Below are 22,417 nucleotides of genomic sequence, written 5' to 3' on the forward strand. Positions count from 1 at the left end.
TTGATGGGTTCAGTCTGCTGCCAGCACCACCACCCGTTGCCCTGCGCGTACTGCAGAGCCGGGTTGCACCCGGACTTCCTGCACCACTCCTGCGACCGGCGCGAGCAGGGGGATTTCCATTTTCATGGACTCCAGAATCACCAGCACATCGCCCGCTTCGACACGCTCGCCGGGTTGCACCTGGACCTGCCAGAGATTGCCTGCGATATGGCTGTCGACGCCTTGCTGGCCTGTTTGCAGAGGCAGTTCTTGGGTGTTTGGGGCGACGCCTTCATCGCTCTGGAAGTCGGCCTGGCCGTTGGCGATCCAGCGTTCGCGTTCGGCGTTGAACGCGGACTGTTGCTGAGCACGGAATGCTTTAATGCCGTCGGCTTCGCGGCTCAGAAAGGCCTGGTAGTCGGCCATGTTCAAGGTGCTGTGTTCGATGTTCAGGTCGAAGCGGCCCAGCGGGAAATCGCGACGGATGCGTAGCAATTCGTCGGCGCTGACCGGGTAGAAGCGGATCTGGTCGAAAAAGCGCAGCAGCCACGGTTTGCCCTCGAAGGCGGCAACGTCGCGGTAGCGATTCCACATCTGCAGCGTGCGGCCGACGAATTGATAGCCGCCGGGGCCTTCCATGCCGTACACGCACATGTAGGCGCCACCGATGCCGACCGAATTCTCGGCGGTCCAGGTGCGCGCCGGGTTGTACTTGGTGGTCACTAACCGATGACGCGGGTCCAGAGGCGTGGCGACCGGTGCGCCGAGGTACACATCGCCCAGCCCCATGACCAGATAACTGGCGTCAAACACCGTACGCTGCACCTCGTCAAGATTGGGCAGGTCGTTGATGCGCCGGATGAACTCCAGGTTGCTCGGGCACCACGGTGCGTCCTTGCGCACGGTGGTCATGTACTTCTCGATGGCCAGCTGACAGGCCGGGTCATCCCAGGACAACGGCAGATGGACGATGCGCGACGCCACTTGCAGGTCTTTCGCTGCGCACACTGCGTCCCACTCTCCGGCGACGATGTCGAGCAATTGCCGGAGCGGCAGTTGTTCGGGGCGGTAATGGACTTGCAGCGAACGAATACCTGGCGTCAGGTCAATCACGCCCTCCAGTTGCTTGGCCTCCAGCGCCAGCATCAAGGCATGGCCGCGCAGGCGCAGCACCAGATCCAGCTCTGGCGCACCGATTTCCAGCAGCAGGTGGGTATCGCCGGACAGGCGTGCGACCAAGCGTTTATCGTCCTGACCTATGTCGAGAATGACCGGGGAGGGCAAATCCTCTATGCGCACAGCTTCGCACCCACAGGAGTTTGCGGTGCCTTGTGGGAGCGAGCTTGCTCGCGAAGAGGTCGGTACAGTCGATGGGTTTTCTGTGTGTGGAATATAGCTTTCGCGAGCAAGCTCGCTCCCACGTGGGTCCATCGTTGAATTCATCGCTGCATGACATGCCTCGACACTCACCGGATAAAAACGGACCTTGTCTCCGGCCTTCAACTGCCCCAGCTGCCACAAGTCCGCTTCGATAATGGTCACCGGGCACACGAACCCACCCAGACTCGGTCCGTCCGGGCCGAGGATCACGGGCATATCGCCGGTGAAATCCACCGCTCCGATCGCATAGGGGTTGTCGTGAATATTGGACGGGTGCAGACCTGCCTCGCCACCGTCAGCGCGCACCCATTCGGGTTTCGGGCCGATCAGGCGCACGCCGGTACGGCTGGAGTTGAAATGCACTTCCCAGTCGGTTGCAAAAAACGTCTCGATGTATGCTTCAGTGAAGTACTCCGGCGCAGCATGGGGGCCGTAAATGACCCTTATCCGGCGAATGTCAGGCAGCGCTTCAAGTGCGTCATCGGCAACCCGCTGGCCCGCGCTACGATCCAGCAACGGCGCAATGTGCAGCACATCACCGGCACGCAACGCCCGCCCGCCATGCCCGCCGAACTGACCGAGGGTAAAGGTGCTTTTGCTGCCCAGATAATCCGGCACGTCCAGCCCGCCACGCACGCACAGGTAGCTGCGTACGCCAGCACCGGCAATGGTGCCCAGCGCAAGGGTCGAGCCTGTGCACACCAGCAGCGCGGTGTTCATTGCGCAGGGTTCGCCATCGAGCGTGATCGGGATATGTGCACCGGTTACAGCGATCACTGCGTCGGTATTGAAGCGCAGCAACGGCCCGCTCATGGTGATTTCCAGTGCAGCGCATCCTTCGGCATTGCCCAGCAGGCCATTGCCCTGGCGCAACGCGCGGCTGTCCATCGGACCGGATGGCGGTACACCGACCGCCCAGTAGCCCAGTCGTCCCGGATAATCCTGAACGCTGGTTTGCGTGCCGCCGCTCAACACCTCGAACGTGTCAGCGTGATACACCAGACCTTCCAGGCAGCGGGTCCATGGCTGGCCGCTGGCGAACGGCGTGTCGGCAATAATCTGGCGCAGGTAGTCGCGATTGGTCTCGACCCCGTAAAGGCGCGTCTCGTTCAGCGCATCGATCAGCCCGGCGCTGGCCTGCTCGCGGGTCGGCGCCCAACTGATCAGCTTGGCGATCATCGGGTCAAAGTACGGCGGTATCTCGCAGCCCGCTTCAACCCAGGTGTCGATGCGCAGTGCATGGCCATCGGCAGGCGGAAAATTCACCGCCGTCAGCAGGCCGGGGCAGGGCTGGAAGTCACGGCCCGGATCTTCAGCATACAGCCGTGCCTGAATGGCATGGCCGGACCGTTTCAGGCCGGCTTGCAATTGCTCCAGCGGCGGCAGGTCTCCGGCAGCCAGTTGCACCATCCAGCTGACCAGATCGACACCCCACACCTGCTCGGTGACGCCGTGTTCGACCTGCAGACGTGTATTCACTTCCAGAAAGTAGAAGCGCTGATCCTCGCTGTCGAAGACGAATTCGACGGTGCCTGCGCTGCGGTAATTGACCGCTCTGGCGAGTTTGATGGCTGCCGCGCAAAGTTCCTCGGCCATGCCGTCGGGCAGGTTGGGGGCCGGGGTTTCTTCCAGCACTTTCTGGTTGCGGCGTTGCACCGAGCAGTCACGCACGCCCAGGGCCAGCACCTCGCCCTGACCGTCACCAAACACCTGCACTTCCAGATGGCGGGCACGCTGGATGTATTTCTCGATGAACACACCCGCGTCGCTGAAATTGTTCTGGCCAAGGCGCTTCACCGCCTCGAACGAGTCGGCCAGTTCTTCAGCGCTGCGGCACACTCGCATGCCGATCCCGCCACCGCCTGCCGTGCTCTTGAGCATGACCGGATAGCCGATGGTGCGGGCCGCCGCGATGGCTGATTCAAGGCTGTCGAGCAGTTCGGTGCCTTCGAGCATGGGCACGCCATGCTGTCTGGCCAGTGCGCGAGCAGTGTGCTTGAGGCCGAATACGCGCAGTTGCTCGGGCGTTGGCCCGACGAAGGCGATACCGGCGTCTTCGCAGGCTTGAGCGAACGCGGCGTTTTCGGAGAGGAACCCGTAGCCGGGATGAATGGCTTTGGCGCCGCTGGCTTTGGCAATAGCGAGGATCTTGTCCACCGCCAGATAGGTTCCGGCTGCGCCACCTTCGCCCAGGCTGTGGGCTTCGTCGGCCTGCATCAGGTGCAGGCTGGCAGCGTCGGCTTCGGAATACACCGCCACGCCCTTGACCTGCAAGGTACGCAGGGTCCGCAGGATGCGGCAGGCAATGGCGCCACGGTTGGCGATCAGCAGTTTGTCGAACATGGCATAACCCCGGAAACCCAGTCGCGCTCGGTTTCGTGATGGGAAGCGGGCCGTCCCGCTATTGATCAATCTACGCAACGGTCGTCCGTTGCTGAGGGCAGGTGCCGGGTCAGTCGCGAATCAACAGCTGCGCAGGCGTCGGGTTGTAGCCATTGCAGGGGTTGTTGAGCTGCGGACAGTTGGAAATCAGCACGATCACGTCCATTTCAGCGCGCAGTTCAACGTACTTGCCGGGTGCGGAAATACCGTCTTCGAAGGTCAGGCCGCCTTCGGCTGTCACCGGTACGTTCATGAAGAAATTGATGTTCGGACCGATGTCGGCCTTGGTCAGACGCCCGTCGTGCAGGCAGGCGCGCAGGTAGTTGTCGCGGCAGCTGTGCATGTAGCGTTTTTCCAGGGCGTAGCGCACGGTGTTGCTCTCTTGTGCGCATGCGCCACCGAGCGTGTCGTGGCGTCCGCAGGTGTCATCGACAATGGTCAGCATCGGTTGGCCGAGATTGGAAAACAGCACACTGCCGGTGGTCAGGTACACGCTGTTCTGGCGGCGCAAGGTGCGTTGTACGTCGTAGCGTTCACGCGGGTTGCTCAGGCTGAAAAACAGCGTATCGACCGCCTGGTTGCCTTGCAGATCGAGTATGCGCACGGTCTGCCCGGCCTTGACTTCGGCCAGGAACGGCTCGCCTGCCGGTATGGTTGCGTCGCAGCAAATGTGAGTGTGTGAATTCATGACAGGGCTCCTCAGGCGAACAGGCGGTCGGTGTTGATGAAGCCGCGCTCGTTTTCCGGGCGCGAGGTGCGGCAGTGCTCGGCAACGCTGGCGTCGGCTTTCATCCAGCTGAGCTTCAGCGGTTGCGGGGCATATTCCGGGTTTGGGTCCATAGGGTGTTGCAGCGCGGTCAGCACCACCAGCGTGTCCATTGGTGCGTAGAGTTCGATGTAGTCCCCGGCTTTCGAGTTGTTCGGCGCGAAATGCAGCGCTCCTGCTTCATCGACATCAACACGGCTGAACAGGTTGAGGGTCATCAGCAGGTCGGACAGCCCCAGCCCCCATTTGCCCAGCTCGACCAGCAGGTTATCGACGCCATTGCGAAAGAAGCCGTTGCGCAATTCCTGATAGCGGCCCTGGCCGTATTTTTCAGCGACTTCCTGAGCGTTGAGCACACCGCCAATGCTGTCGCTCCAGCCGCAAGTGTCAGTGACGATGGCCGCCAGCACACGGCCCATGTCCGAATACAGGCAATGGCCGTTGCTCAACCTGGCGGTGTGTTGGCATTTGAGGCTGTCGGGCAGGTTCAGCCGCTCGGTTTTTTCGTGAGCGTTGAGCAGCGTCAGGCTGACGTTGGCGTTGCCGTGCAGGTCGGTCAGGCGCAGCAGTTCGCCGCGCTTGAGGATGAACGAACGATGGCCGCCACCGGGCAGCATCTCTTCGGCGAAAACCGGGTACAGCGTGGTTGAGTCAGTCATTGAACGGGCTCCTCTGAAACGTTGAGCAGCGAATCGATGGCGGCGCGTTCGGCGCGGCGTTCGCTGTTGAGGGGGATGTCGTAAGTGATGCGCGCGCCATACGCGCCGGGTTCGTGCGGGTCGTGGCGGACCTTGTCGAACACCAGCAGGCGGGTGCCGAGGTTGAAACCTTCGGACAGGTCGTGAGTGACCATGAACACGGTCAGCTTCGTTTCGCGCCACAGGTCCAGCAGCAAGTGGTGCATGTCTTTGCGAATGCCGGGGTCGAGCGCGCCGAAGGGCTCGTCCAGCAGCAGCACGCGGGGTTTCATGATCAGTGCCTGAGCAATGGCCAGACGCTGTTGCATGCCGCCGGACAATTGCGTGGGGTGCTTATCCAGCGCATGCCCCAGGCCAACCTTGCCGAGCAGTTGCGCAGCGTGCTCGCGCGCCTCGCTTTTTGCCTGGCCGAACAGTCGGCCCAGCCACGCCGAGCGGGGCAGCTCCAGACCCAGCGCCACGTTGTCGAGCACCGACAGATGCGGGAACACTGAATAGCGCTGAAACACCACGCCACGGCTGGCGTCCGGCTCATTGCGCAGGGCCTGGCCGTCCAGCGTGATCAGACCACGGCTCGGCGTTTCCTGACCCAGCAGCAGGCGCAGAAAAGTCGATTTGCCACAGCCCGATGCGCCGACCAGCGTGCAGAACTCGCCTTCTGCCACGTCCAGATTCAGGCCTTCAAGCACCACCTGATCGTCGTATTGTTGCCAGACATTGCGCACACAGATAAAGCTCATGTCCGCGCTCCTTCGTACCAGGGAAAGGCGCGTCGGGTCAGGGCTTTGAGGCCCCAGTCCATCAGCCAGGCAAGCAGGGTGATCCACACCACATACGGCAGAATCACGTCCATCGCCAGGTAGCGGCGGACCAGAAAGATCCGGTAACCCAGACCGTCAGTAGAGGCGATGGCCTCGGCGGCGATCAGGAACAGCCACGCCGAACCCAGCACCAGCCGCAGGGCAATCAGCAGACGCGGCAGCAACTGCGGCAGGACCACCCGCAGGATCAGTGTCCAGGTCGAGGCGCCGAGGGTCTGCGCCTTGATCAGCAGCTCGACCGGAATTTCCCGGGCACGCTGTTCCAGATCACGGGCCAGAATCGGTGTGATACCGATCACGATCAGCATCACCTTCGACAACTCGCCAAGGCCGAACACGATGAACAGAATCGGCAGAATGGCCAGCGGCGGCACCATCGACAGTACCGTCAGCAAGGGCGACAGCGTTGCGCCGCACAACGGCAGGATGCCCGCTGCGATGCCCAGACACAGGCCCAACAGCGCGCTGATCCCCAGGCCGATGGCCAGACGCTGCAGGCTCGATGCCGTGTCCTGCCACAGCAGGTAGTCGCCGCTGCGGGTATCGGCAACAAACGCCATGCGTTTGACCGCATCGGCCATCTGCACCGCGCTGGGCAGCAGCTTATCAGTGGGGTTTTCCGCAAGCCGGGTGGCCGAGCCCATGAAGTAGGCGAACAGCAACAGGGCGAACGGCAGGATCACCAGAATCAGGCGACCGGCACGATCCGGATGGCGGTTTATCAAACGCATGGCAATGACCTTTTTACTGAGCGTGATTTACAGCTTGCCGTCGACGGCCATCTGCACGTAGCTGGGGTCAAAGTGCAGCTTGACGTTGGCCTTGTCGCCGAGGTTCACGCCATTGGCGAACGACATGCCGACGGCATCGGCATTGCGTGCGCCTTCGCCGAGCAAACCATGGGCGAACGAGAAGTCAGCCACCTTGCGCTGGGTGTCCGGCAGCTGTTTGCTGGTCGCGAACTCAAGGGCTTCCTTGGGCGTGGCAAACAGCTTGGTGGTGTCCAGTTGTGCCTGGAAGCCGGCCAGATCGGTGCCCGATGCCTTGGCCATATGCTCCAGCGCCGCCTTGCTCTGGGCGTTTTTGGCGTTCATCAGCGTGACCACTTCAAACCAGGCACCGGTCAGGGCTTTGCCCAGCGCCGGGTTGTCCTTAAGGGTCTGAGTGTTGACGACCATCATGTCCATGATCTCGCCAGGAATCTGACTGGAGTTGAACACTTCGGTCACGCCGGGTTTGGCTTTGATGTCCGACAGCATCGGGTTCCAGGTGGTAACTGCCTGCACATCATCGGTATTGAAGGCTGCCGAGATATCGGCATCCGAGGTGTTGACCACCTTGAGGTCTTTTTCGCTGAGCTTGACGCTGTCCAGCGCCCGTGCCAGCAGGTAGTGAGACACCGACAGCTCGACCAGGTTGACGTCCATGCCTTTCAGGTCGGCGACTTTTTTGCCCTCGCCCTTGAGCACGATGCCGTCGTTGCCATTGGAGAAATCGCTGACGATCAGTGCCGTGCTTTCCACACCGCCCGCAGCCGGAATGGTCAGTGCGTCCATGTTGGTCATGGTGCAGCCATCGAACTGGCCAGCGGTGTACTGGTTGATGGATTCGACGTAGTCATTGAGCTGGGTGACATCGATCTTGATGCCGTATTTTTTCGCCCACTTGTCGACGATGCCCTGGCTACCAGCGTATTCCCACGGCATCCAGCCTGCGTAGATGGTCCAGCAGACATTGAAGTGATCTTTTTGGGCGGCATTCGCCGAGAGGCTCAACGCAGCAAGCAGGCCTGCCGTGAGCAGACCGAAGAGACGAGACTTTTGCATGTTGAGAAATCTCCAGTAGTGAAAAAAGGCGGCCAGGAGCAACGTGACACCACTGGTGTCCCTGTCTCCCGGGCTTTTGTCCCGCCGTGTAACCTCTACTGGAGGTCGCCAACTCTCGGACCAGCCACTTGCCTGTCGGCAAGCCGGAACCCTAGTCGGCTATTGCAAATTGTGGTGCCGCGAACCTGTGTTGACTCCTGCACGCCATTCATCAAGCGAGACTTGTGCCAACTCGCCAAGGCCTTTGTTTTTCAAGGCCTGCCCGGACCATCGCAGGTCAGCCCCGAGTGAAACTGCCTTGTGCTGGTGCGTAACCGCACTGTGTTGATGCATGGTGCTTTGAAATGTTTTGTAGCATCTTTGCAGGAAGTCGAAACATGTCTGCACGCCCCGGCTTTAGAGCCCTTGAGTCAAGGATGGCCATCATCTTTAGTAGGGTTTACACGCTGCGCCAACGCACTAGATTCCCTTTTCGGTGTCTGAACTTCTGTCCGTCAACCGCTTTGGCGGACGCCGATCAGCGTCGCTGATTCGTGCCCAATCGCGGTCCAGGAGGCCGCCATGTATCGAAGACCCTTGCTTATCACGTTGCTGACCCTTTTCCTTGCCGGTTGCTACGCAGGCCCTGGTTACTACGAATCCGATGTGTACACGCAGCCGACGACTGTCGTCGGTGGCGCTTACGCGTACGACAATGGCTACCGCTCCACCTACTATCAGGAGCAGCGCATCTATGTAGCGCCTCAGCCACGCTATTACACCCAACCGCGCTACTACGCCCCGGCACCGCGCTATTACGCGCCGCCGCCAGTGCCACGCTACTACCAGCCGGGACGCCCGCCGGGTTATGGCTGGAGAAACGACGGCTTTCGCGGCAATGGCGGTTTTGGGCGTAATGACGGCTTTCGAGGCAATGGTGGTTTCGGACGCAATGACGGCTTCCGCGGCGACCGAGGCAACCGCGGCTGGGAGGACCATGGCGGTCGAGGCGGACGCGATGGCCGTGATCATGGACGAGGCGGGCGCGGTGATGGTCGGGGCGGGCATCGGTAGCTGAAACCTGCGCTCACTACCATGCCAGCGCTGTGAACTGGCTGCTGCGAACTGACTATCGTACCGACGCTCCGCGTCGGCACTTCTTTTTTCTGCACGCTCTGTGTCCGATCTTGCAGGCGCATAGCGCAACCGGCATTGACTTTGCTGCCGGGCTTTTCTAGTGTCCGCGCATTGTTTTTACCGGATGTAACCATGACTAGCGACGACCGCATCAAGCTTGAGCCCAGCTGGAAGGAAGCGCTGCGCGATGAATTCGAGCAGCCCTATATGGCGCAGTTGCGCGAGTTTCTGCGCCAGGAGCATGCCGCGGGTAAAGAGATCTATCCGCCTGGGCCGCTGATTTTCAATGCGCTGAATTCGACGCCGCTCAACAATGTGAAAGTGGTGATCCTCGGTCAGGACCCGTATCACGGTCCGAATCAGGCTCACGGCCTGTGTTTCTCGGTGCAGCCAGGCGTGCCGACGCCGCCGTCACTGGTCAATATCTATAAAGAACTCAAACGCGACCTGAATATCGACATTCCCAATCACGGCTGCCTGCAATCATGGGCTGATCAGGGCGTGCTGTTGCTTAACACGACTCTTACCGTCGAGCGCGCTAACGCAGCTTCGCATGCGGGAAAAGGCTGGCAGCACTTCACTGACCGGATCATTCAAGTGGTCAGCGAGCATCAGCCGCACCTGGTGTTCCTGCTGTGGGGCGCTCATGCGCAAAGCAAGCAGAAGCTGGTCGATGCGACCAAGCATCTGGTGCTGACCTCCGTCCATCCTTCGCCGTTGTCAGCCTACAAAGGCTTCCTGGGTAACGGGCATTTCGGGCGGGCCAACAAGTACCTTGAGCAAAACGGCATCGAGCCAATCGACTGGCGACTGCCCGCTCTCTGATAAAAGTGCTTCTGATTGAGCTCAGTCAGCGAGCCGCTTGTTCCAGCGCCTGTACAGCGGCTCGGCAAGAAACAGCACGAACAGCAGGCGCATGACCTGCATGGCCGTCACCAAGGGGACCGACAGTTGCAGCACTTCTGCGGTCAGGCTCATTTCGGCAATGCCACCGGGCATCATGCCCAGCGTCAGCGAGCGCAGGTCCAGGTGGGTGAGGGCGCTCAGCCCCAGCGCAGCCAGTGCGGCAATCAACATGGTCAGCGCAGTGCCCAACAGCGTACGCGCCAGAAACGATGGCGCACGCCGAAAGAATGCCCGATTGAAATGACAACCCAGCCCGCTGCCGATCAGTAGCTGACCCAGCTGGCTGGCACCGTTGGGCAAGCCGATTTTCAGGTCCCAGACCACGCTCACTACGGCACTTAGCAACAGAGGGCCGAACAGCCACGGGTTGGGTTGCTTGAGACGCTGCCACAGCCAGGCCAGTGCTGCGCCGACCGGCAGCAGGAATGCCAGCCAGCGCCAATCGACCGCCGTGGCATGCAGTGAAGGCGTGCCGTCGCCCAGCAGGTATTTGAAGATCGCCGGCACGCATAACACCACGGCCAGCACCCGAAGACTTTGCGCGGCAGCGACGCTGCTGAGCGTCGCACCGTTACGTGCGCCAAGGTTGACCATCTCGCCCGAGCCGCCCGGCATGCTGGAGAAGAAAGCGGTAGGGCGATCTTCTCCGGTACGCAGCATCAGCCAGACGCCAACCAGACACGACAGGCTGGTGACCAGTGCACCGATGAAAATCAGCCCGAAATGCGCCAGCACCTGCTCGATGACCACTGGCGTGAAATGCAGACCGATGCCGATGCCGATGATCAGTTGGCCGCATTTGCGACCGCCCGGAATCTGCGTCAGTTGCCAGGGTGTCAGGCAGCGCACCAGGATGATTGCCAGCAATGAGCCAACCATCCACGGCAGCGGCCAGCCAACCTGACTGGCGAGGTAGCCGCCGAGCAGGCCAACCAGCGGCGTTGCCCACCATTGACGCAGTGACGAATCAGCCATGCGTTACGGCAGCCTGCAGTTTTGCGCGCTTGCGCCAGATACGGATCAGCGGGAACAGCAGCATGAACACGGTCACCACCCAGACCCCGAGGGTGATCGGGCTGGCCCAGAGAATCCCCAGTTCGCCGTTGGAGATCGACAGGGCGCGACGCAGGTTCTGCTCCATCAGACCACCGAGGATGAAACCGAGCAGAATCGGCGACAGCGGGAAATCCAGCTTGCGCAGGATGTAACCGAAGATACCGATACCGACCATCAGGAACAGGTCGAACGTGGTGGCGTGCACTGCATACACACCGATGCCGGTAATGATTGCAATCACCGGCACCAGCGCCCAGTTCGGCACGGCGAGGATGCGCGTGAAGATGCGGATCATCGGGATGTTGAGGATCACCAGCATGATGTTGGCGATGAACAACGAAGCGATCAGGCCCCATACGATGTCCGGTTGTTGTTGGAACAGCATCGGACCGGGGGTGATGTTGTACAGCGACAACGCGCCGATCATCACCGCAGTGGTGCCCGAGCCCGGAACACCCAGCGTCAGCATTGGCACCAACGCGCCGCAGGCGGTTGCCCCGATGGCGGTCTCGGGAGCGGCCAGGCCGCGCATGTCGCCCTGGCCGAACTTGCCGCCAGGGCCGGCGATGCGTTTCTCCGTCATATAAGCCACCGCACTGGCCAGCGTCGCACCGGCACCCGGCAGTACGCCGAGGATGAATCCCAGCAGCCCGCAGCGAATATTCACCACAAACACAGCGGCGGCTTCCTTGACGTTGAACATCATGCGCCCGGTAGCCTTGACCGCCTCCTGACCGCGATGGGTCTTCTCCAGCAGCAACAGGATTTCACTGATTGAAAACAGACCCAGGACCAGCACCACGAACTGAATGCCGTCGGTCAGATGAATGTTGTCGCCGGTAAAACGGTATACCCCGCTGTTGGCATCGATACCTACCGCAGACAGGAACAGCCCGATCAGCGCGGCAATGAACGTCTTCAACGGCCTGTCACCGGCCATCCCGCCCAAGCAGACAATAGCGAACACCATCAGTACGAAATATTCCGCCGGACCGAAGGCAATCGCCCACTTGGCGAGCAACGGCGCGAACAGCACCATGCCGCAGGTGGCGATGAATGCACCGATGAACGAGCTCCATGCTGACAGCGATAGCGCGACGCCGGCCAGCCCCTGGCGTGCCATTGGATAACCGTCCAGCGTGGTCATGACGGTGGACGCTTCGCCCGGAATGTTCAGCAGGATCGAACTGATACGCCCACCGTATTCACAGCCCAGGTACACGGCTGCCAGCAGAATCAGTGCTGATTCGGGCGGCAGGCCCAACGCAAAGGCAATGGGGATCAGCAGCGCCACTCCGTTGATAGGCCCAAGCCCTGGCAGCAGGCCGACAACGGTACCAATCAGTGTGCCGGACAGTGCGGTGATCAGGTTGTAAGGGGTTAGGGCGACGCCGAAGCCTTGGCCCAGGTAGCTGAAAGTATCCATGTCAGTTCTCCAGAACGCTGAGCAGGCCTAAAGGCAAGGGAACGTCCATGGCCTTGTCGAACAACAGGTAAAGGCCGACGCTCATCAGAATCACCACCACCACGCTCGGGAGCCAGCGTCCGCCATACAGGCGGGCCATGGGAATGCCGATCAGGATGCTGCTGAGGATGAAGCCCAGCGGTTCGAACAGCCCGGCGAATATCAGCAGTAGAACGATGCACGCGCCAATCTTGACCAGGGTTTCGCGGTCCAGCGCCGGTTCTTCCTCGGTGTGGACAATGGGGGTAGGCCGAATCAGCAGGTACAGCAGGGCGGCACCCATCAGCCCGAGCATCAGCAGCGGAAAAGCGCGTGGGCCGACCGGTTCATAGGAGAAAGGCGCTTGATAAGGCCAGGCCATTAGAGCCAGGCCTGCGCATGCCAGTAGCAGTACGGCAGCAAAAATGCGTTGTATGACCATGAGAAGCTCCTGAGTCGCGCCCGCTATGCAGGCGCAACTTAACGTCAGTCAATTGAGTTCAATTACTGAATCAGGCCGAATTCCTTGGCCATCAGTTTGTAGTCGGCAACCTGCTTCTTGACGTAGGTGTCCAGCTCCGCGCCGGTCATGGCGAAGGGGAACAGCTCGCGCTGATCACGCAGTTTGGCGAAGTCTTCAGAGGCCAGGATCTTGTCGAACGAGGCTTTCCACCAGTTGTAGTCTTCGTCGCTGACCTTCGGCCCGAGGTAGAAGCCACGCACCACTGGCCAGACGATGTCGTAGCCCTGCTCCTTGGCGGTGGGGATGTCTTTCATTTCGGGTTCGTCGATGCGCTTCTCGGCGAACACGGCGAGCAGGCGCATGTCGCCACTCAGAATGTGTGGCATGGAGTCGGAGATGTCGGTACTGCCCACCTGAATGTGGCCGCCAAGCAGGGCAGTAGCGATTTCCCCACCGCCCTCCAGCGCGACATAACGCAAGGCGCGCGGGTTGATGCCAGCAGCCTTGGCGATCAGCGCGGTCTGCATCCAGTCCTGGCTGCCTACGGTGCCGCCTGAGCCGATGACTACCTTGCTCGGGTCGGCCTTGAGCGCTTTGACCAGATCGTCGAGGTTCTTGTAAGGCGAGTCGCTCTTCACTGCAATGGCGCCATAGCTTGTGCCCACGGCGGCGAGCCAGCGCACTGCGTTTTCATCGAAGCGGCCGAATTTGCCCTGCGCCAGATTGAGCAGCGAACCGCTGGACCACGCGACCAGCGTGCCAGCATCTGCGGGGCGCTGAGCTACAACTGCGTTGTAGGCCACTGCGCCGACGCCCCCAGGCATGTAGGTCACGCGCATGGGCGAGGTCAGAATCTTTTCGTTGATCAGCGCGCTTTGCACCAGCTTGCAGGTCAAGTCGAATCCGCCACCCGGTGAGGCGGGTGCAATGCATTCCGGACGTTTTGGCTCGGCAGCAAACAATTGGCTGGCAACCAGCATGCAGGCGGCGGTGGCGGCTATCTGACGCAGAGGGAATTTCATGTGCAGTCTCCAGAGATATTTTTGTTTTTGGAAGAGAGAAGCTGTTCAGCAGATGCTTTTGTCTCGCGCACCACGAAGCCTGTTCGCTGACACGCAAGTGCCATCGGTACTGCGGTGGACGCTGATGTTTTGCAGGAGGGTGGAGCTGGGGCGCGACGGGTGCGGGTAAATCCGCGACGGGCTGTGCTCAATGGACGGGCAAGCCTGGGCTGGCGTAGACATGACGTGACTCCGTTTAGCGATTTATTGTTTTTATTGTCCAGACGCATCCGGGCGCCTGTTTTGTACGTACCCTTTTAACGGGTCGTGTGGCGATGCTAGATGACGAACCTTTCGTAAACCTTTCAGCTACCTTTCATGTCGCAATTGAAGGGCCGCGAATCGTTTCTGTCCTTCACAGGCGGCGGCCTGCCTGTAAACTCCACCGCCACAAGCCTCGATGCTCGGATCGATAACAACAGTGACAATCAGGAGACGGCGATGCGTGTTCTTCTTGTGGAAGATCATCTGCAATTGGCTGAAAGTGTCGCGCAGGCGCTCAAAAGCGCGGGTTTGACCGTTGATGTACTGCATGATGGCGTTGCCGCCGACCTGGCGTTGAGCAGCGAGGAATACGCCGTCGCCATTCTCGACGTCGGCTTGCCGCGTATGGACGGCTTTGAAGTGCTGGCGCGTCTGCGGGCGCGCAGCAAAAACCTTCCGGTATTGATGCTGACCGCGCGCAGCGACGTCAAGGATCGCGTTCATGGCCTGAACCTGGGGGCCGACGATTACCTGGCCAAGCCTTTCGAGCTCTCCGAACTGGAGGCCAGGGTCAAGGCATTGCTGCGTCGCAGTGTGCTGGGTGGCGAGCGGCAACAGCGCTGCGGCGTACTGGCCTATGACCTGGACACGCGGCGTTTCACGCTCGGCGAGGAACTGCTGGCCCTGACGTCTCGCGAACAGGCGGTGCTGGAAGCGCTCATTGCCCGGCCAGGTCGGGTGATGAGCAAGGAGCAACTGGCCGCGCAGGTTTTCGGCCTCGACGAGGAGGCCAGCCCTGACGCCATCGAAATCTACGTCCATCGCCTGCGCAAGAAGCTCGACGGGCATTCTGTGGCCATCGTGACCTTTCGGGGTCTGGGGTATCTGCTTGAAAGCCGCGATGATTAACGACAGCCTGCGCTGGCGGCTGTTGTGGAACCTGGCGTTGCTGCTGGTGGTGTTGATGCTGGCCAGCGGCATGAGCGCTTACTGGAATGGCCGCGAAGTGGCCGATACCGCCTACGACCGCACGTTGCTGGCTTCAGCACGGACCATCGCTGCCGGTCTGACGCAGCGTGATGGCACGCTGAGCGCCGATATTCCCTATGTGGCGCTGGATACCTTTGCCTACGACAGCGAAGGACGAATCTATTATCAGGTCAATGACATCCATCAGAAGCTGATTTCCGGTTATGAAAATCTGCCTTCGCCGCCACCGGGCACTTTGCGTACCGACGATTACCCTGCGCTGGCGAAGTTTTATAACGGGATTTATCAAGGGCAGGATGTACGTGTGGTCAGCCTGCTCAAGCCTGTGACTGATCCAGGCATGAACGGCACGGCTGAAATTCGTGTGGCCGAAACCCAGGAGGCGCGCAAGGGCATGGCGCGCAGCCTGATGGCCGACACGTTGCTGCGTCTGGGCATGCTCGGTGGGGGCGCACTGCTGCTGGTCTGGTTCACGGTCAGTGCGGCACTGCGACCGCTGGAACGCTTGCGCACCGCAGTAGAAGAGCGTCAGCCGGATGATCTGCGCTCATTGCCAATGGTTGAGGTGCAGCATGAACTGCGTCCGCTGGTAGGGGCACTGAACCACTTTACCGAGCGGCTGCGCTTGCAGTTCGAGCGCCAGGCGCAGTTCATCGCCGATGCCGCCCATGAGCTGCGCACACCGCTGGCCGCGCTCAAGGCGCGGGTCGAGCTGGGCCTGCGCGAGCGCGACCCGCAACACTGGCGCAGTACGCTGGAATCAGCCGCGCTTGGCACGGATCGGCTGACGCATCTGGCCAATCAGTTGCTGTCGCTGGCGCGGATCGAAAACGGTGCGCGGGCCATTGCCGAAGGTGGTGCGCAACAACTGGACCTCAGCCAGTTGGCAAGAGAACTGGGCATGGCCATGGCGCCGTTGGCTCATTCACGCGGCGTTGCGCTGGCGCTGGAGGCTGACGATCCGGTCTGGCTGCGTGGCGAGCCGACGTTGCTGAACGAACTGCTGAGCAACCTGATCGACAATGCGCTGGCTCACACTTCACCGGGCGGCAACGTGGTTTTACGGGTGTATGCGCCGGGCGTGCTGGAGGTCGAGGATGATGGCCCCGGTATTCCGGCAGATGAGCGTGAGCGGGTTTTCGAGCGTTTCTACCGTCGCAGTCAGCAGGGCAGCGGTGCCGGGCTCGGTCTGGCTATTGTGGGGGAGATCTGCCGTGCGCATCTGGCCAGAATCACCTTGCACGATGGTGCCGAGCGGGGTTTGAAGGTTCGGGTCAGTTTCAGTGCGCCCTGATCCTAGTAAAGCATGCTCTTCGCTTCGTCCATCTGGGCGCTCAGCATGCCTTCAGCTCTGGAAAGCCTCAGTTGGCTGAACGCAGGCAGGTCGACCATCTCGATGAGGCTGAAGGGGTGGTCGGTGTTCCTGTGGATATGCACTGTGGCGATCTGCACCAGATCTGTGTAGTCCGGGCTTTTCGATACGCGCGCGAAGTTCTGGAACTGAATCGGCACGCAGGCCAGCGGCTCGGGAAAGTCCCATGAGCGCAGCAGGCGTTCGCCAATGACCGGGTGAATGCTGTCGATCACGTGGTTGAGGCTGATCGGATCAGCCAGCAGCTCGTAGTGGTCTTCGGCATACGTCAGGATCGGCAGAATCCCGATCAAGTGGATCAGCCCGGCAAGCGTGGCCTGGTCGGGTTTGAGATTCGTGTAGTTCTGACAAAGGGTGTAGCTGATGCCGGCAACCTGCAGGCTTTGCTTCCAGATATCGCGCATCTTCTGCTCGATGACTGGAGACTTGGCGTGGAACATCTGCTCGACCACCAGACCGATGGCCAGGTTGCAGGTGTAATTGACGCCCAGGCGCCGAACCGCGGTGGTGACGTCGCTGACTTCGAAATTCGGGCGCAGCAGGGGGCTGTTCGCGACCTTTATCAGGCGTGCGGAAAGGGCTGTATCGCTACCGATGACCTTGCTCAGGGCCGAAATACTGATTTCGGTGTCTTCGGCGGCAAGGCGAATTCTCAGTGCTACTTCCGGCAGGGTAGGCAGAAACAAGGCATCTCTGTCGATGGCCTTGATCAAGTTTCTCTGCACCTCGTCAGCCATCTTGCTCATGTTGCATCTCGCAGCCGTTGGGGGTGTCCAGAGTTTTCCGCGCGCTCCGCAGAGCGCCAGCATGTGCACTGGAACGCTCTAAAGACACTAGGAACCTGAATGTGTTCGTCTGGCTCAGCGCTGAGTTTCGAGTTTGCTGTCCAGTATGTAGGGCAGATCACTCATTTGCAGCGCTGCGCCTTCTGGCGAGCCAAGATTTATATGGCCATTTTCTGCCGCATCGCCCTGCAATACGGCGAGCAGTTCAACATTCTGGCCGGACTGTGCGGCGATGACCACGTTGCCCACGGCGCTGGCGTGTACCGGCGAAAACAGTGCCGTACCCGGCTCGGGGATTTCTTCGCTGCTCAGGGTGAGGCGGTAAAGCCTGCGTTTGAGTTTGCCCAGGTATTGCATGCGCGCAACGATTTCCTGGCCGGTGTAGCAGCCCTTCTTGAAGCTGACACCGCCGACCGCCTGCAGGTTGATCATCTGCGGGATGAACTCCTCGCGGGTGCGGCCAAATACCTGGCCGATGCCGGCGCGTATCTGACCCAGCAACCAGTCATTGAGCGGGCCTTTGCTCAACTGCGAAGCCAGCTGCGATTTGATGCTGTCTGCCTGCCCGGCGCGTACCCAGAGCTCGGCCCGGCCCGGGGAGACGCGGATTGCGAGGAGCTCATTGGCTCGCACCACCGCATCGGTTTCCTGCGCCAGGTTCAGGCCCAGGCCGACCAGCGCGCTGTCGCCATCCTGCAGGCCGAAGCGCACCCATTCTGCGCTTTCGTCAGTCAGTTTCGATTTGGAGAACACTGCGTATTTACGCAGGTCCAGCAATTGCGGCTCGATCAGCTCGCTGGCCATCGCCAGCAGGCAACCGTCGCCTTCGAAAACGATGCGAAAACTCGACTGCATCCGGCCCTTCTGCGTGCAGCGGGCACCGAGGCTGGACTTGTCTTCATTCAGATAATTGAGGTTGCACGTCAGCTGACCCTGAAGAAACTTGCTGGCATCCACGCCGCGAACGGCGAGAACGCCCTCATGGGATAGCGTGCAGAAAAAAGCTTTTTGGGTCATGGTCATCGCAGATTGGGAAAAAAGTCCGGGGGCACATCATAGTGCCGAGTCGAGGTTATGCATACGGGGTACGTGAAAACTGCTGCGACCATTGCAAGATTCGCGTGCCCGGCTCACGGCTGTATACTTGCCGCCTACTTTGAGGAGCGCTCCATGGTCGAAGACGTCGAACTCAACCGCCTTTACTGGCACAGCCGCCGTGGCATGCTTGAACTGGACGTGCTGCTGGTGCCGTTTGTCCGTGAGGTCTATCCGCATTTGAATGACGTGGACCGCGATCTGTATCGCCGTCTGCTCACTTGTGAAGATCAGGACATGTTCGGCTGGTTCATGCAGCGCGCCGAGTCAGAGGATGCTGAATTGCAACGTATGGTTCGCATGATTCTGGATCGTGTCCAGCCCAAGTGATCGATTTGAATGTCACTGGCAGGCCTCGCGCCTGCTGCTGACGGCGTATCTCGCCGTTCAGTTGCTGGCGCTGGTCGCGCTGTCCTGGCTGAACATCGCTTCGTGGGCGTTGGCACTGGGTGTGCTGTTTTGCTTGATGCATGCTGCCTGGACGTTGCCGCGCTCGATTCTGCTCAGTCATCCGGCAGCCTTCACCGCGCTTAAGCGCGATCATCAAGGCTGGCAATTGTGGAATCAACGCGACGGCTGGCAGCCCGTGCAGTTATGTCCGGACAGCCTTGCGTTACCGTTGGTCGTGATTCTGCGTTTTCGCACGGTTATCGCAGGCCGGCCGGGCCGCCCGATAAAAAGCTGCTGTATCCCGCTTGATGCGCTGACACCGGACATTCACCGGCATCTGCGCGTGCGCCTGAAGTTCAGCCGACGTAACTGGGCGGTACCAGAATAGTGTCCAGCGCCTCCGGCAACATGTCGGGATAGTCCAGTGTGTAATGCAGGCCACGGCTTTCCTTGCGCTGCATGGCCGAGCAGATCATCAGTTCCGCGACCTGCGCCAGATTGCGCAACTCGATCAGGTCACGGCTGACCTTGTAGTTGCTGTAGAACTCGTCGATCTCATCCAGCAACAAACGTACACGGTGCTGAGCGCGTTGCAGGCGCTTGTTGGTACGCACAATGCCGACGTAGTCCCACATGAATCGTCTCAGTTCATCCCAGTTGTGCGCGATGATCACGTCTTCGTCCGAATCAGTGACCTGGCTGGCGTCCCAGGCCGGAAGGTCGGTGGGCATCTGTACGTCGGCCAGTTGCTGCTCGATGTCTGTCGCTGCCGAGCGGGCATACACGAAGCACTCCAGCAGTGAATTGCTGGCCATGCGGTTGGCACCGTGCAGGCCGGTGAAGCTGGTCTCGCCGATGGCGTACAGGCCAGGCACGTCGGTGTGGCCCTTGCTGTCTACCATCACACCACCACAGGTGTAATGCGCCGCCGGGACCACCGGAATCGGCTGGCGAGTGATGTCGATGGAGAACTCCAGGCAGCGCTCGTAGACGGTTGGAAAGTGCGTTTTGATGAAGGCTTCCGGTTTGTGGCTGATGTCCAGATACACACAGTCGATACCCAGTCGCTTCATTTCGTGGTCTATCGCGCGGGCCACGATATCGCGAGGGGCCAGTTCTGCCCGTTCGTCGAACCGTTGCATGAAGCGCTCGCCGTTGGGCAGCTTGAGGTAGGCGCCTTCACCGCGAAGTGCTTCGGTGATCAGAAAGCTCTTGGCCTGGGGGTGATACAGGCAGGTGGGGTGAAACTGGTTGAATTCCAGGTTTGCCACTCGGCAACCGGAACGCCAGGCCATGGCGATGCCATCGCCGCAGGCACCGTCTGGGTTGCTGGTGTACAGGTAGACCTTGGCAGCGCCACCTGACGCGAGGATGGTAAAGCGCGCGCCGTAGGTGTCCACTTCACCGCTGGTGCGATTGAGTACATAAGCGCCCAGGCAGCGCTGGCCCTCCAGCCCGAGACGGCGTTCGGTGATCAGGTCGATGGCGGCGCGCTGCTCGAGCAGTTCGATATTCGGCCGTTTACGGGCCTGTTCAAGCAGGGTGCGAAAGATAGCTGCGCCTGTCGCATCGGCGGCGTGGATGATCCGCCTGTGGCTGTGGCCGCCTTCGCGTGTCAGGTGGAATTCAAAGCCGCTTTCATCGCTATCTGCGTCATCGCCCCGAGTGAAAGGCACGCCCTGATCAATCAGCCACTGAATGGCCTCGCGGCTGTGCTCGACGGTGAAACGCACCGCTTCTTCGTTGCAAAGGCCGCCGCCGGCATTCAGCGTGTCTTCAACATGAGACTGCACGGTATCGGTGTCATCCAGTACCGCTGCCACACCGCCCTGGGCCCAGAATGTCGAGCCATTGGCCAGATCGCCTTTGCTCAGCACTGCGATGCTCAGGTGGCCGGGGAGGGTCAATGCCAGGCTCAGCCCGGCAGCGCCACTGCCAATTACCAGTACGTCATGCTGAAAATGTTGACTCATCTGCGAATTCTGCCCTTGGCGACCACTAGTATAAGTATTGGGGTAACGGCACAATAGCCACGCCTACATGGCAATGTGAGACCACGGCGGGTATGGATTGTGCTCCAGTCCCGGATGTCATGCATATTGTTTTCCCTGTTATCTGTTACTGGAAATGCTCCAGTGCACTGATTTCAAAGAACTTTGTGCAGTGTGCGGCTCACACCTGTGATTGTGTCAATGGAACTTTTTGCCAGGATCCATGCTCAATAGCAGGTTGCCTACACAGGAACAGCGTCGTTTTCGCAGGGTTAGATAAGTGATCATCAACTGCGAGAATGGCGACAAGACTATTCACGCAGCCGACCGTGTCGAGCTGCGTTTTTCGTGCAGGCTTTACGATGGCCCGCAGGAAACTTGCTTGAAGGGGGAGAACTTTTGCGAAAAGCCCGAGTCTATGTTTGCGAGCCTGAACAATGTCAGTTGCAACACTCCTTCATGCTTAACGAGGAGTGTTCATGCTAACCCAGGAAGAGGATCAGCAGCTTGTCGAGCGCGTACAGCGTGGCGATACGCGAGCATTTGATCTGTTGGTGCTGAAGTATCAGCACAAAATTCTAGGGTTGATCGTGCGATTCGTGCACGACACCCATGAGGCTCAGGACGTTGCACAGGAAGCCTTTATCAAGGCTTACCGTGCTCTCGGAAACTTTCGCGGTGACAGTGCTTTCTATACCTGGCTGTATCGCATCGCCATTAACACGGCGAAAAACTATTTGGTGTCGCGAGGTCGGCGTCCACCGGATAGCGATGTAAGGTCTGAAGACGCGGAGTTCTACGACGGCGATCATGGCCTCAAGGACATCGAGTCGCCGGAACGTGCATTGTTGAGAGATGAGATCGAGGGCACCGTCCATCGGACCATCCAGCTTCTCCCGGAAGATTTACGTACGGCACTAACTTTACGTGAATTCGATGGTCTGAGTTATGAAGACATTGCGAGCGTCATGCAGTGTCCTGTTGGTACCGTGCGCTCTCGGATCTTCCGCGCTCGGGAAGCCATCGATAAAGCCCTGCAGCCGTTGTTGCAGGAATCCTGAGACAGCGGCGATAGCCCAAGAGAGGAACCCGCCATGAGTCGTGAAGCCCTGCAGGAATCGCTGTCCGCGGTACTGGATAACGAAGCGGACGAACTGGAATTACGTCGGGTATTGAATGCCATTGACGATGCCGATACTCGTGCTACCTGGTCGCGTTACCAAGTCGCTCGTGCAGCTATGCATAAAGAGTTGCTGATCCCGCATCTGGATATTTCGGCTGCTGTATCTGCCGCAATCGCCGATGAAGTCAGCCCGCTCAAAGCAGCACGCGGACCTTGGCGCACGCTGGGTCGTCTGGCTGTTGCAGCATCGGTTACCGTAGCCGTTCTGGCCGGTGTCCGCATGTACAACAATGACGAGATTGCCGGCGCGCAACTGGCACAGCAGACCCAACAGCCTGCCAACCTGACCGTTCCACAAGTGAAAGGCCCTGCCGTACTGGCTGGCTACACTGAAAGCAACGAGCAGGCACCTGGTCCTATGGCCAACGGTGTGTTGCAGGGTGCTGGTCAAGGTGATCAACGTTTGCCTGGCTATCTGCGTCAGCACGCCCAGGAAGCAGCGTTGAAAGGTACTGAAAGCGCGCTGCCTTACGCACGTGCTGCGAGTCTGGAAAACCGTTAAGGAGGAT

The 22,417-nt window shown here is 60.1% G+C and carries 21 protein-coding genes and 1 riboswitch; of the genes, 8 read left to right on the forward strand and 13 right to left on the reverse strand.

The features are described 5' to 3' along the window. Positions 1-9: 9 nt before the first annotated feature. From uca to RYB09_RS07900, 6 genes are all read right to left on the reverse strand, one after another. Positions 10-3,702 carry an urea carboxylase gene (gene uca, locus RYB09_RS07875; RefSeq protein ID WP_316887828.1) on the reverse strand — a complete coding sequence of 1,231 codons (3,693 nt, stop codon included), beginning with the start codon at positions 3,700-3,702 and terminating at the stop codon, positions 10-12. A 109-nt stretch (positions 3,703-3,811) separates the two neighbouring features. Continuing rightward, positions 3,812-4,429 (reverse strand): urea amidolyase associated protein UAAP2, encoded by a 618-nt coding sequence (locus RYB09_RS07880; protein ID WP_058408058.1) that lies wholly within the window; start codon positions 4,427-4,429, stop codon positions 3,812-3,814. An 11-nt stretch (positions 4,430-4,440) separates the two neighbouring features. Beyond that, on the reverse strand, positions 4,441-5,166 hold the full coding sequence (locus RYB09_RS07885) for an urea amidolyase associated protein UAAP1 (RefSeq protein WP_057401535.1): 726 nt from the start codon (positions 5,164-5,166) through the stop codon (positions 4,441-4,443). Then, positions 5,163-5,945, reverse strand: coding sequence for an ABC transporter ATP-binding protein (locus tag RYB09_RS07890; RefSeq protein WP_058408057.1), 783 nt, complete (start codon positions 5,943-5,945; stop codon positions 5,163-5,165). Before RYB09_RS07890 ends, RYB09_RS07885 begins: the two co-directional genes overlap by 4 nt. Continuing rightward, positions 5,942-6,757, reverse strand: coding sequence for an ABC transporter permease (locus RYB09_RS07895; RefSeq protein ID WP_058408056.1), 816 nt, complete (start codon positions 6,755-6,757; stop codon positions 5,942-5,944). The genes RYB09_RS07890 and RYB09_RS07895 overlap by 4 nt, the downstream gene beginning before the upstream one ends. A gap of 27 nt (positions 6,758-6,784) precedes the next feature. Then, positions 6,785-7,852 (reverse strand): putative urea ABC transporter substrate-binding protein, encoded by a 1,068-nt coding sequence (locus tag RYB09_RS07900; protein WP_058408055.1) that lies wholly within the window; start codon positions 7,850-7,852, stop codon positions 6,785-6,787. 63 nt (positions 7,853-7,915) lie between these two features. Further along, positions 7,916-8,018, reverse strand: a riboswitch (guanidine-I (ykkC/yxkD leader). A gap of 395 nt (positions 8,019-8,413) precedes the next feature. Here RYB09_RS07900 and RYB09_RS07905 point away from each other — a divergent pair. Further along, entirely contained in the window at positions 8,414-8,905 is a 492-nt protein-coding gene (locus tag RYB09_RS07905) for a hypothetical protein (protein ID WP_002554925.1), read from the forward strand. A gap of 195 nt (positions 8,906-9,100) precedes the next feature. Next, a complete protein-coding gene (gene ung, locus RYB09_RS07910) occupies positions 9,101-9,793 on the forward strand; it encodes a uracil-DNA glycosylase (RefSeq protein ID WP_058400810.1) in 693 nt (230 codons plus the stop codon). A 21-nt stretch (positions 9,794-9,814) separates the two neighbouring features. Here the strand turns inward: ung and RYB09_RS07915 are convergent, their stop codons facing one another. From RYB09_RS07915 to RYB09_RS07930, 4 genes are all read right to left on the reverse strand, one after another. Further along, positions 9,815-10,849 carry an AbrB family transcriptional regulator gene (locus tag RYB09_RS07915; RefSeq protein ID WP_058400811.1) on the reverse strand — a complete coding sequence of 345 codons (1,035 nt, stop codon included), beginning with the start codon at positions 10,847-10,849 and terminating at the stop codon, positions 9,815-9,817. Then, a complete protein-coding gene (locus tag RYB09_RS07920; protein WP_058400812.1) occupies positions 10,842-12,356 on the reverse strand; it encodes a tripartite tricarboxylate transporter permease in 1,515 nt (504 codons plus the stop codon). Before RYB09_RS07920 ends, RYB09_RS07915 begins: the two co-directional genes overlap by 8 nt. 1 nt (position 12,357) lies before the next feature. Further along, positions 12,358-12,816: a tripartite tricarboxylate transporter TctB family protein gene (locus RYB09_RS07925; protein ID WP_058400813.1), complete on the reverse strand. Its 459-nt coding sequence runs from the start codon at positions 12,814-12,816 to the stop codon at positions 12,358-12,360. A 62-nt stretch (positions 12,817-12,878) separates the two neighbouring features. Then, positions 12,879-13,859: a Bug family tripartite tricarboxylate transporter substrate binding protein gene (locus RYB09_RS07930; protein ID WP_058400814.1), complete on the reverse strand. Its 981-nt coding sequence runs from the start codon at positions 13,857-13,859 to the stop codon at positions 12,879-12,881. Positions 13,860-14,339: 480 nt separating this feature from the next. Between RYB09_RS07930 and RYB09_RS07935 the strand changes: the two genes are divergently transcribed. Both RYB09_RS07935 and RYB09_RS07940 read left to right on the forward strand, forming a co-directional pair. Beyond that, positions 14,340-15,011 (forward strand): response regulator, encoded by a 672-nt coding sequence (locus tag RYB09_RS07935; protein WP_002554918.1) that lies wholly within the window; start codon positions 14,340-14,342, stop codon positions 15,009-15,011. Next, entirely contained in the window at positions 15,004-16,386 is a 1,383-nt protein-coding gene (locus RYB09_RS07940) for a sensor histidine kinase (protein ID WP_058408054.1), read from the forward strand. The genes RYB09_RS07935 and RYB09_RS07940 overlap by 8 nt, the downstream gene beginning before the upstream one ends. Positions 16,387-16,388: 2 nt before the next feature. On the opposite strand, the gene RYB09_RS07945 is transcribed toward RYB09_RS07940, so the two are convergent. Both RYB09_RS07945 and RYB09_RS07950 read right to left on the reverse strand, forming a co-directional pair. Then, complete coding sequence (locus RYB09_RS07945; RefSeq protein WP_004658258.1) at positions 16,389-17,210, reverse strand: HDOD domain-containing protein; 822 nt, start codon at positions 17,208-17,210, stop codon at positions 16,389-16,391. Between the two features lie 114 nt (positions 17,211-17,324). Next, complete coding sequence (locus tag RYB09_RS07950) at positions 17,325-18,266, reverse strand: YgfZ/GcvT domain-containing protein (RefSeq protein ID WP_058408088.1); 942 nt, start codon at positions 18,264-18,266, stop codon at positions 17,325-17,327. A gap of 153 nt (positions 18,267-18,419) precedes the next feature. Between RYB09_RS07950 and RYB09_RS07955 the strand changes: the two genes are divergently transcribed. Next, positions 18,420-18,674, forward strand: coding sequence for a succinate dehydrogenase assembly factor 2 (locus RYB09_RS07955; RefSeq protein ID WP_003378499.1), 255 nt, complete (start codon positions 18,420-18,422; stop codon positions 18,672-18,674). Next, positions 18,658-19,122: a protein YgfX gene (locus RYB09_RS07960; RefSeq protein ID WP_058408053.1), complete on the forward strand. Its 465-nt coding sequence runs from the start codon at positions 18,658-18,660 to the stop codon at positions 19,120-19,122. Before RYB09_RS07955 ends, RYB09_RS07960 begins: the two co-directional genes overlap by 17 nt. Here the strand turns inward: RYB09_RS07960 and nadB are convergent. After that, positions 19,091-20,707 carry an L-aspartate oxidase gene (nadB, locus tag RYB09_RS07965; protein ID WP_058408052.1) on the reverse strand — a complete coding sequence of 539 codons (1,617 nt, stop codon included), beginning with the start codon at positions 20,705-20,707 and terminating at the stop codon, positions 19,091-19,093. The two genes, RYB09_RS07960 and nadB, sit on opposite strands and share 32 nt — an antisense overlap. A 497-nt stretch (positions 20,708-21,204) precedes the next feature. Between nadB and rpoE the strand changes: the two genes are divergently transcribed. Further along, positions 21,205-21,786 carry an RNA polymerase sigma factor RpoE gene (gene rpoE / locus RYB09_RS07970; RefSeq protein WP_002554912.1) on the forward strand — a complete coding sequence of 194 codons (582 nt, stop codon included), beginning with the start codon at positions 21,205-21,207 and terminating at the stop codon, positions 21,784-21,786. A gap of 33 nt (positions 21,787-21,819) precedes the next feature. After that, positions 21,820-22,410 (forward strand): anti sigma-E factor RseA C-terminal domain-containing protein, encoded by a 591-nt coding sequence (locus tag RYB09_RS07975; RefSeq protein WP_058400817.1) that lies wholly within the window; start codon positions 21,820-21,822, stop codon positions 22,408-22,410. Positions 22,411-22,417 lie beyond the last annotated feature (7 nt).

The organism is Pseudomonas syringae group sp. J254-4, from assembly GCF_032586855.1.
Classification (GTDB): domain Bacteria; phylum Pseudomonadota; class Gammaproteobacteria; order Pseudomonadales; family Pseudomonadaceae; genus Aquipseudomonas; species Aquipseudomonas amygdali.

Coding starts and splice junctions, on each gene's coding strand:
- uca (WP_316887828.1), bottom strand. CDS start 3,702: ATGTTCGACAAACTGCTGATCGCCAACCGTGGCGCCATTGCCTGCCGC.
- RYB09_RS07880 (WP_058408058.1), bottom strand. CDS start 4,429: ATGAATTCACACACTCACATTTGCTGCGACGCAACCATACCGGCAGGC.
- RYB09_RS07885 (WP_057401535.1), bottom strand. CDS start 5,166: ATGACTGACTCAACCACGCTGTACCCGGTTTTCGCCGAAGAGATGCTG.
- RYB09_RS07890 (WP_058408057.1), bottom strand. CDS start 5,945: ATGAGCTTTATCTGTGTGCGCAATGTCTGGCAACAATACGACGATCAG.
- RYB09_RS07895 (WP_058408056.1), bottom strand. CDS start 6,757: ATGCGTTTGATAAACCGCCATCCGGATCGTGCCGGTCGCCTGATTCTG.
- RYB09_RS07900 (WP_058408055.1), bottom strand. CDS start 7,852: ATGCAAAAGTCTCGTCTCTTCGGTCTGCTCACGGCAGGCCTGCTTGCT.
- RYB09_RS07905 (WP_002554925.1), top strand. CDS start 8,414: ATGTATCGAAGACCCTTGCTTATCACGTTGCTGACCCTTTTCCTTGCC.
- ung (WP_058400810.1), top strand. CDS start 9,101: ATGACTAGCGACGACCGCATCAAGCTTGAGCCCAGCTGGAAGGAAGCG.
- RYB09_RS07915 (WP_058400811.1), bottom strand. CDS start 10,849: ATGGCTGATTCGTCACTGCGTCAATGGTGGGCAACGCCGCTGGTTGGC.
- RYB09_RS07920 (WP_058400812.1), bottom strand. CDS start 12,356: ATGGATACTTTCAGCTACCTGGGCCAAGGCTTCGGCGTCGCCCTAACC.
- RYB09_RS07925 (WP_058400813.1), bottom strand. CDS start 12,816: ATGGTCATACAACGCATTTTTGCTGCCGTACTGCTACTGGCATGCGCA.
- RYB09_RS07930 (WP_058400814.1), bottom strand. CDS start 13,859: ATGAAATTCCCTCTGCGTCAGATAGCCGCCACCGCCGCCTGCATGCTG.
- RYB09_RS07935 (WP_002554918.1), top strand. CDS start 14,340: ATGCGTGTTCTTCTTGTGGAAGATCATCTGCAATTGGCTGAAAGTGTC.
- RYB09_RS07940 (WP_058408054.1), top strand. CDS start 15,004: ATGATTAACGACAGCCTGCGCTGGCGGCTGTTGTGGAACCTGGCGTTG.
- RYB09_RS07945 (WP_004658258.1), bottom strand. CDS start 17,210: ATGAGCAAGATGGCTGACGAGGTGCAGAGAAACTTGATCAAGGCCATC.
- RYB09_RS07950 (WP_058408088.1), bottom strand. CDS start 18,266: ATGACCCAAAAAGCTTTTTTCTGCACGCTATCCCATGAGGGCGTTCTC.
- RYB09_RS07955 (WP_003378499.1), top strand. CDS start 18,420: ATGGTCGAAGACGTCGAACTCAACCGCCTTTACTGGCACAGCCGCCGT.
- nadB (WP_058408052.1), bottom strand. CDS start 20,707: ATGAGTCAACATTTTCAGCATGACGTACTGGTAATTGGCAGTGGCGCT.
- rpoE (WP_002554912.1), top strand. CDS start 21,205: ATGCTAACCCAGGAAGAGGATCAGCAGCTTGTCGAGCGCGTACAGCGT.
- RYB09_RS07975 (WP_058400817.1), top strand. CDS start 21,820: ATGAGTCGTGAAGCCCTGCAGGAATCGCTGTCCGCGGTACTGGATAAC.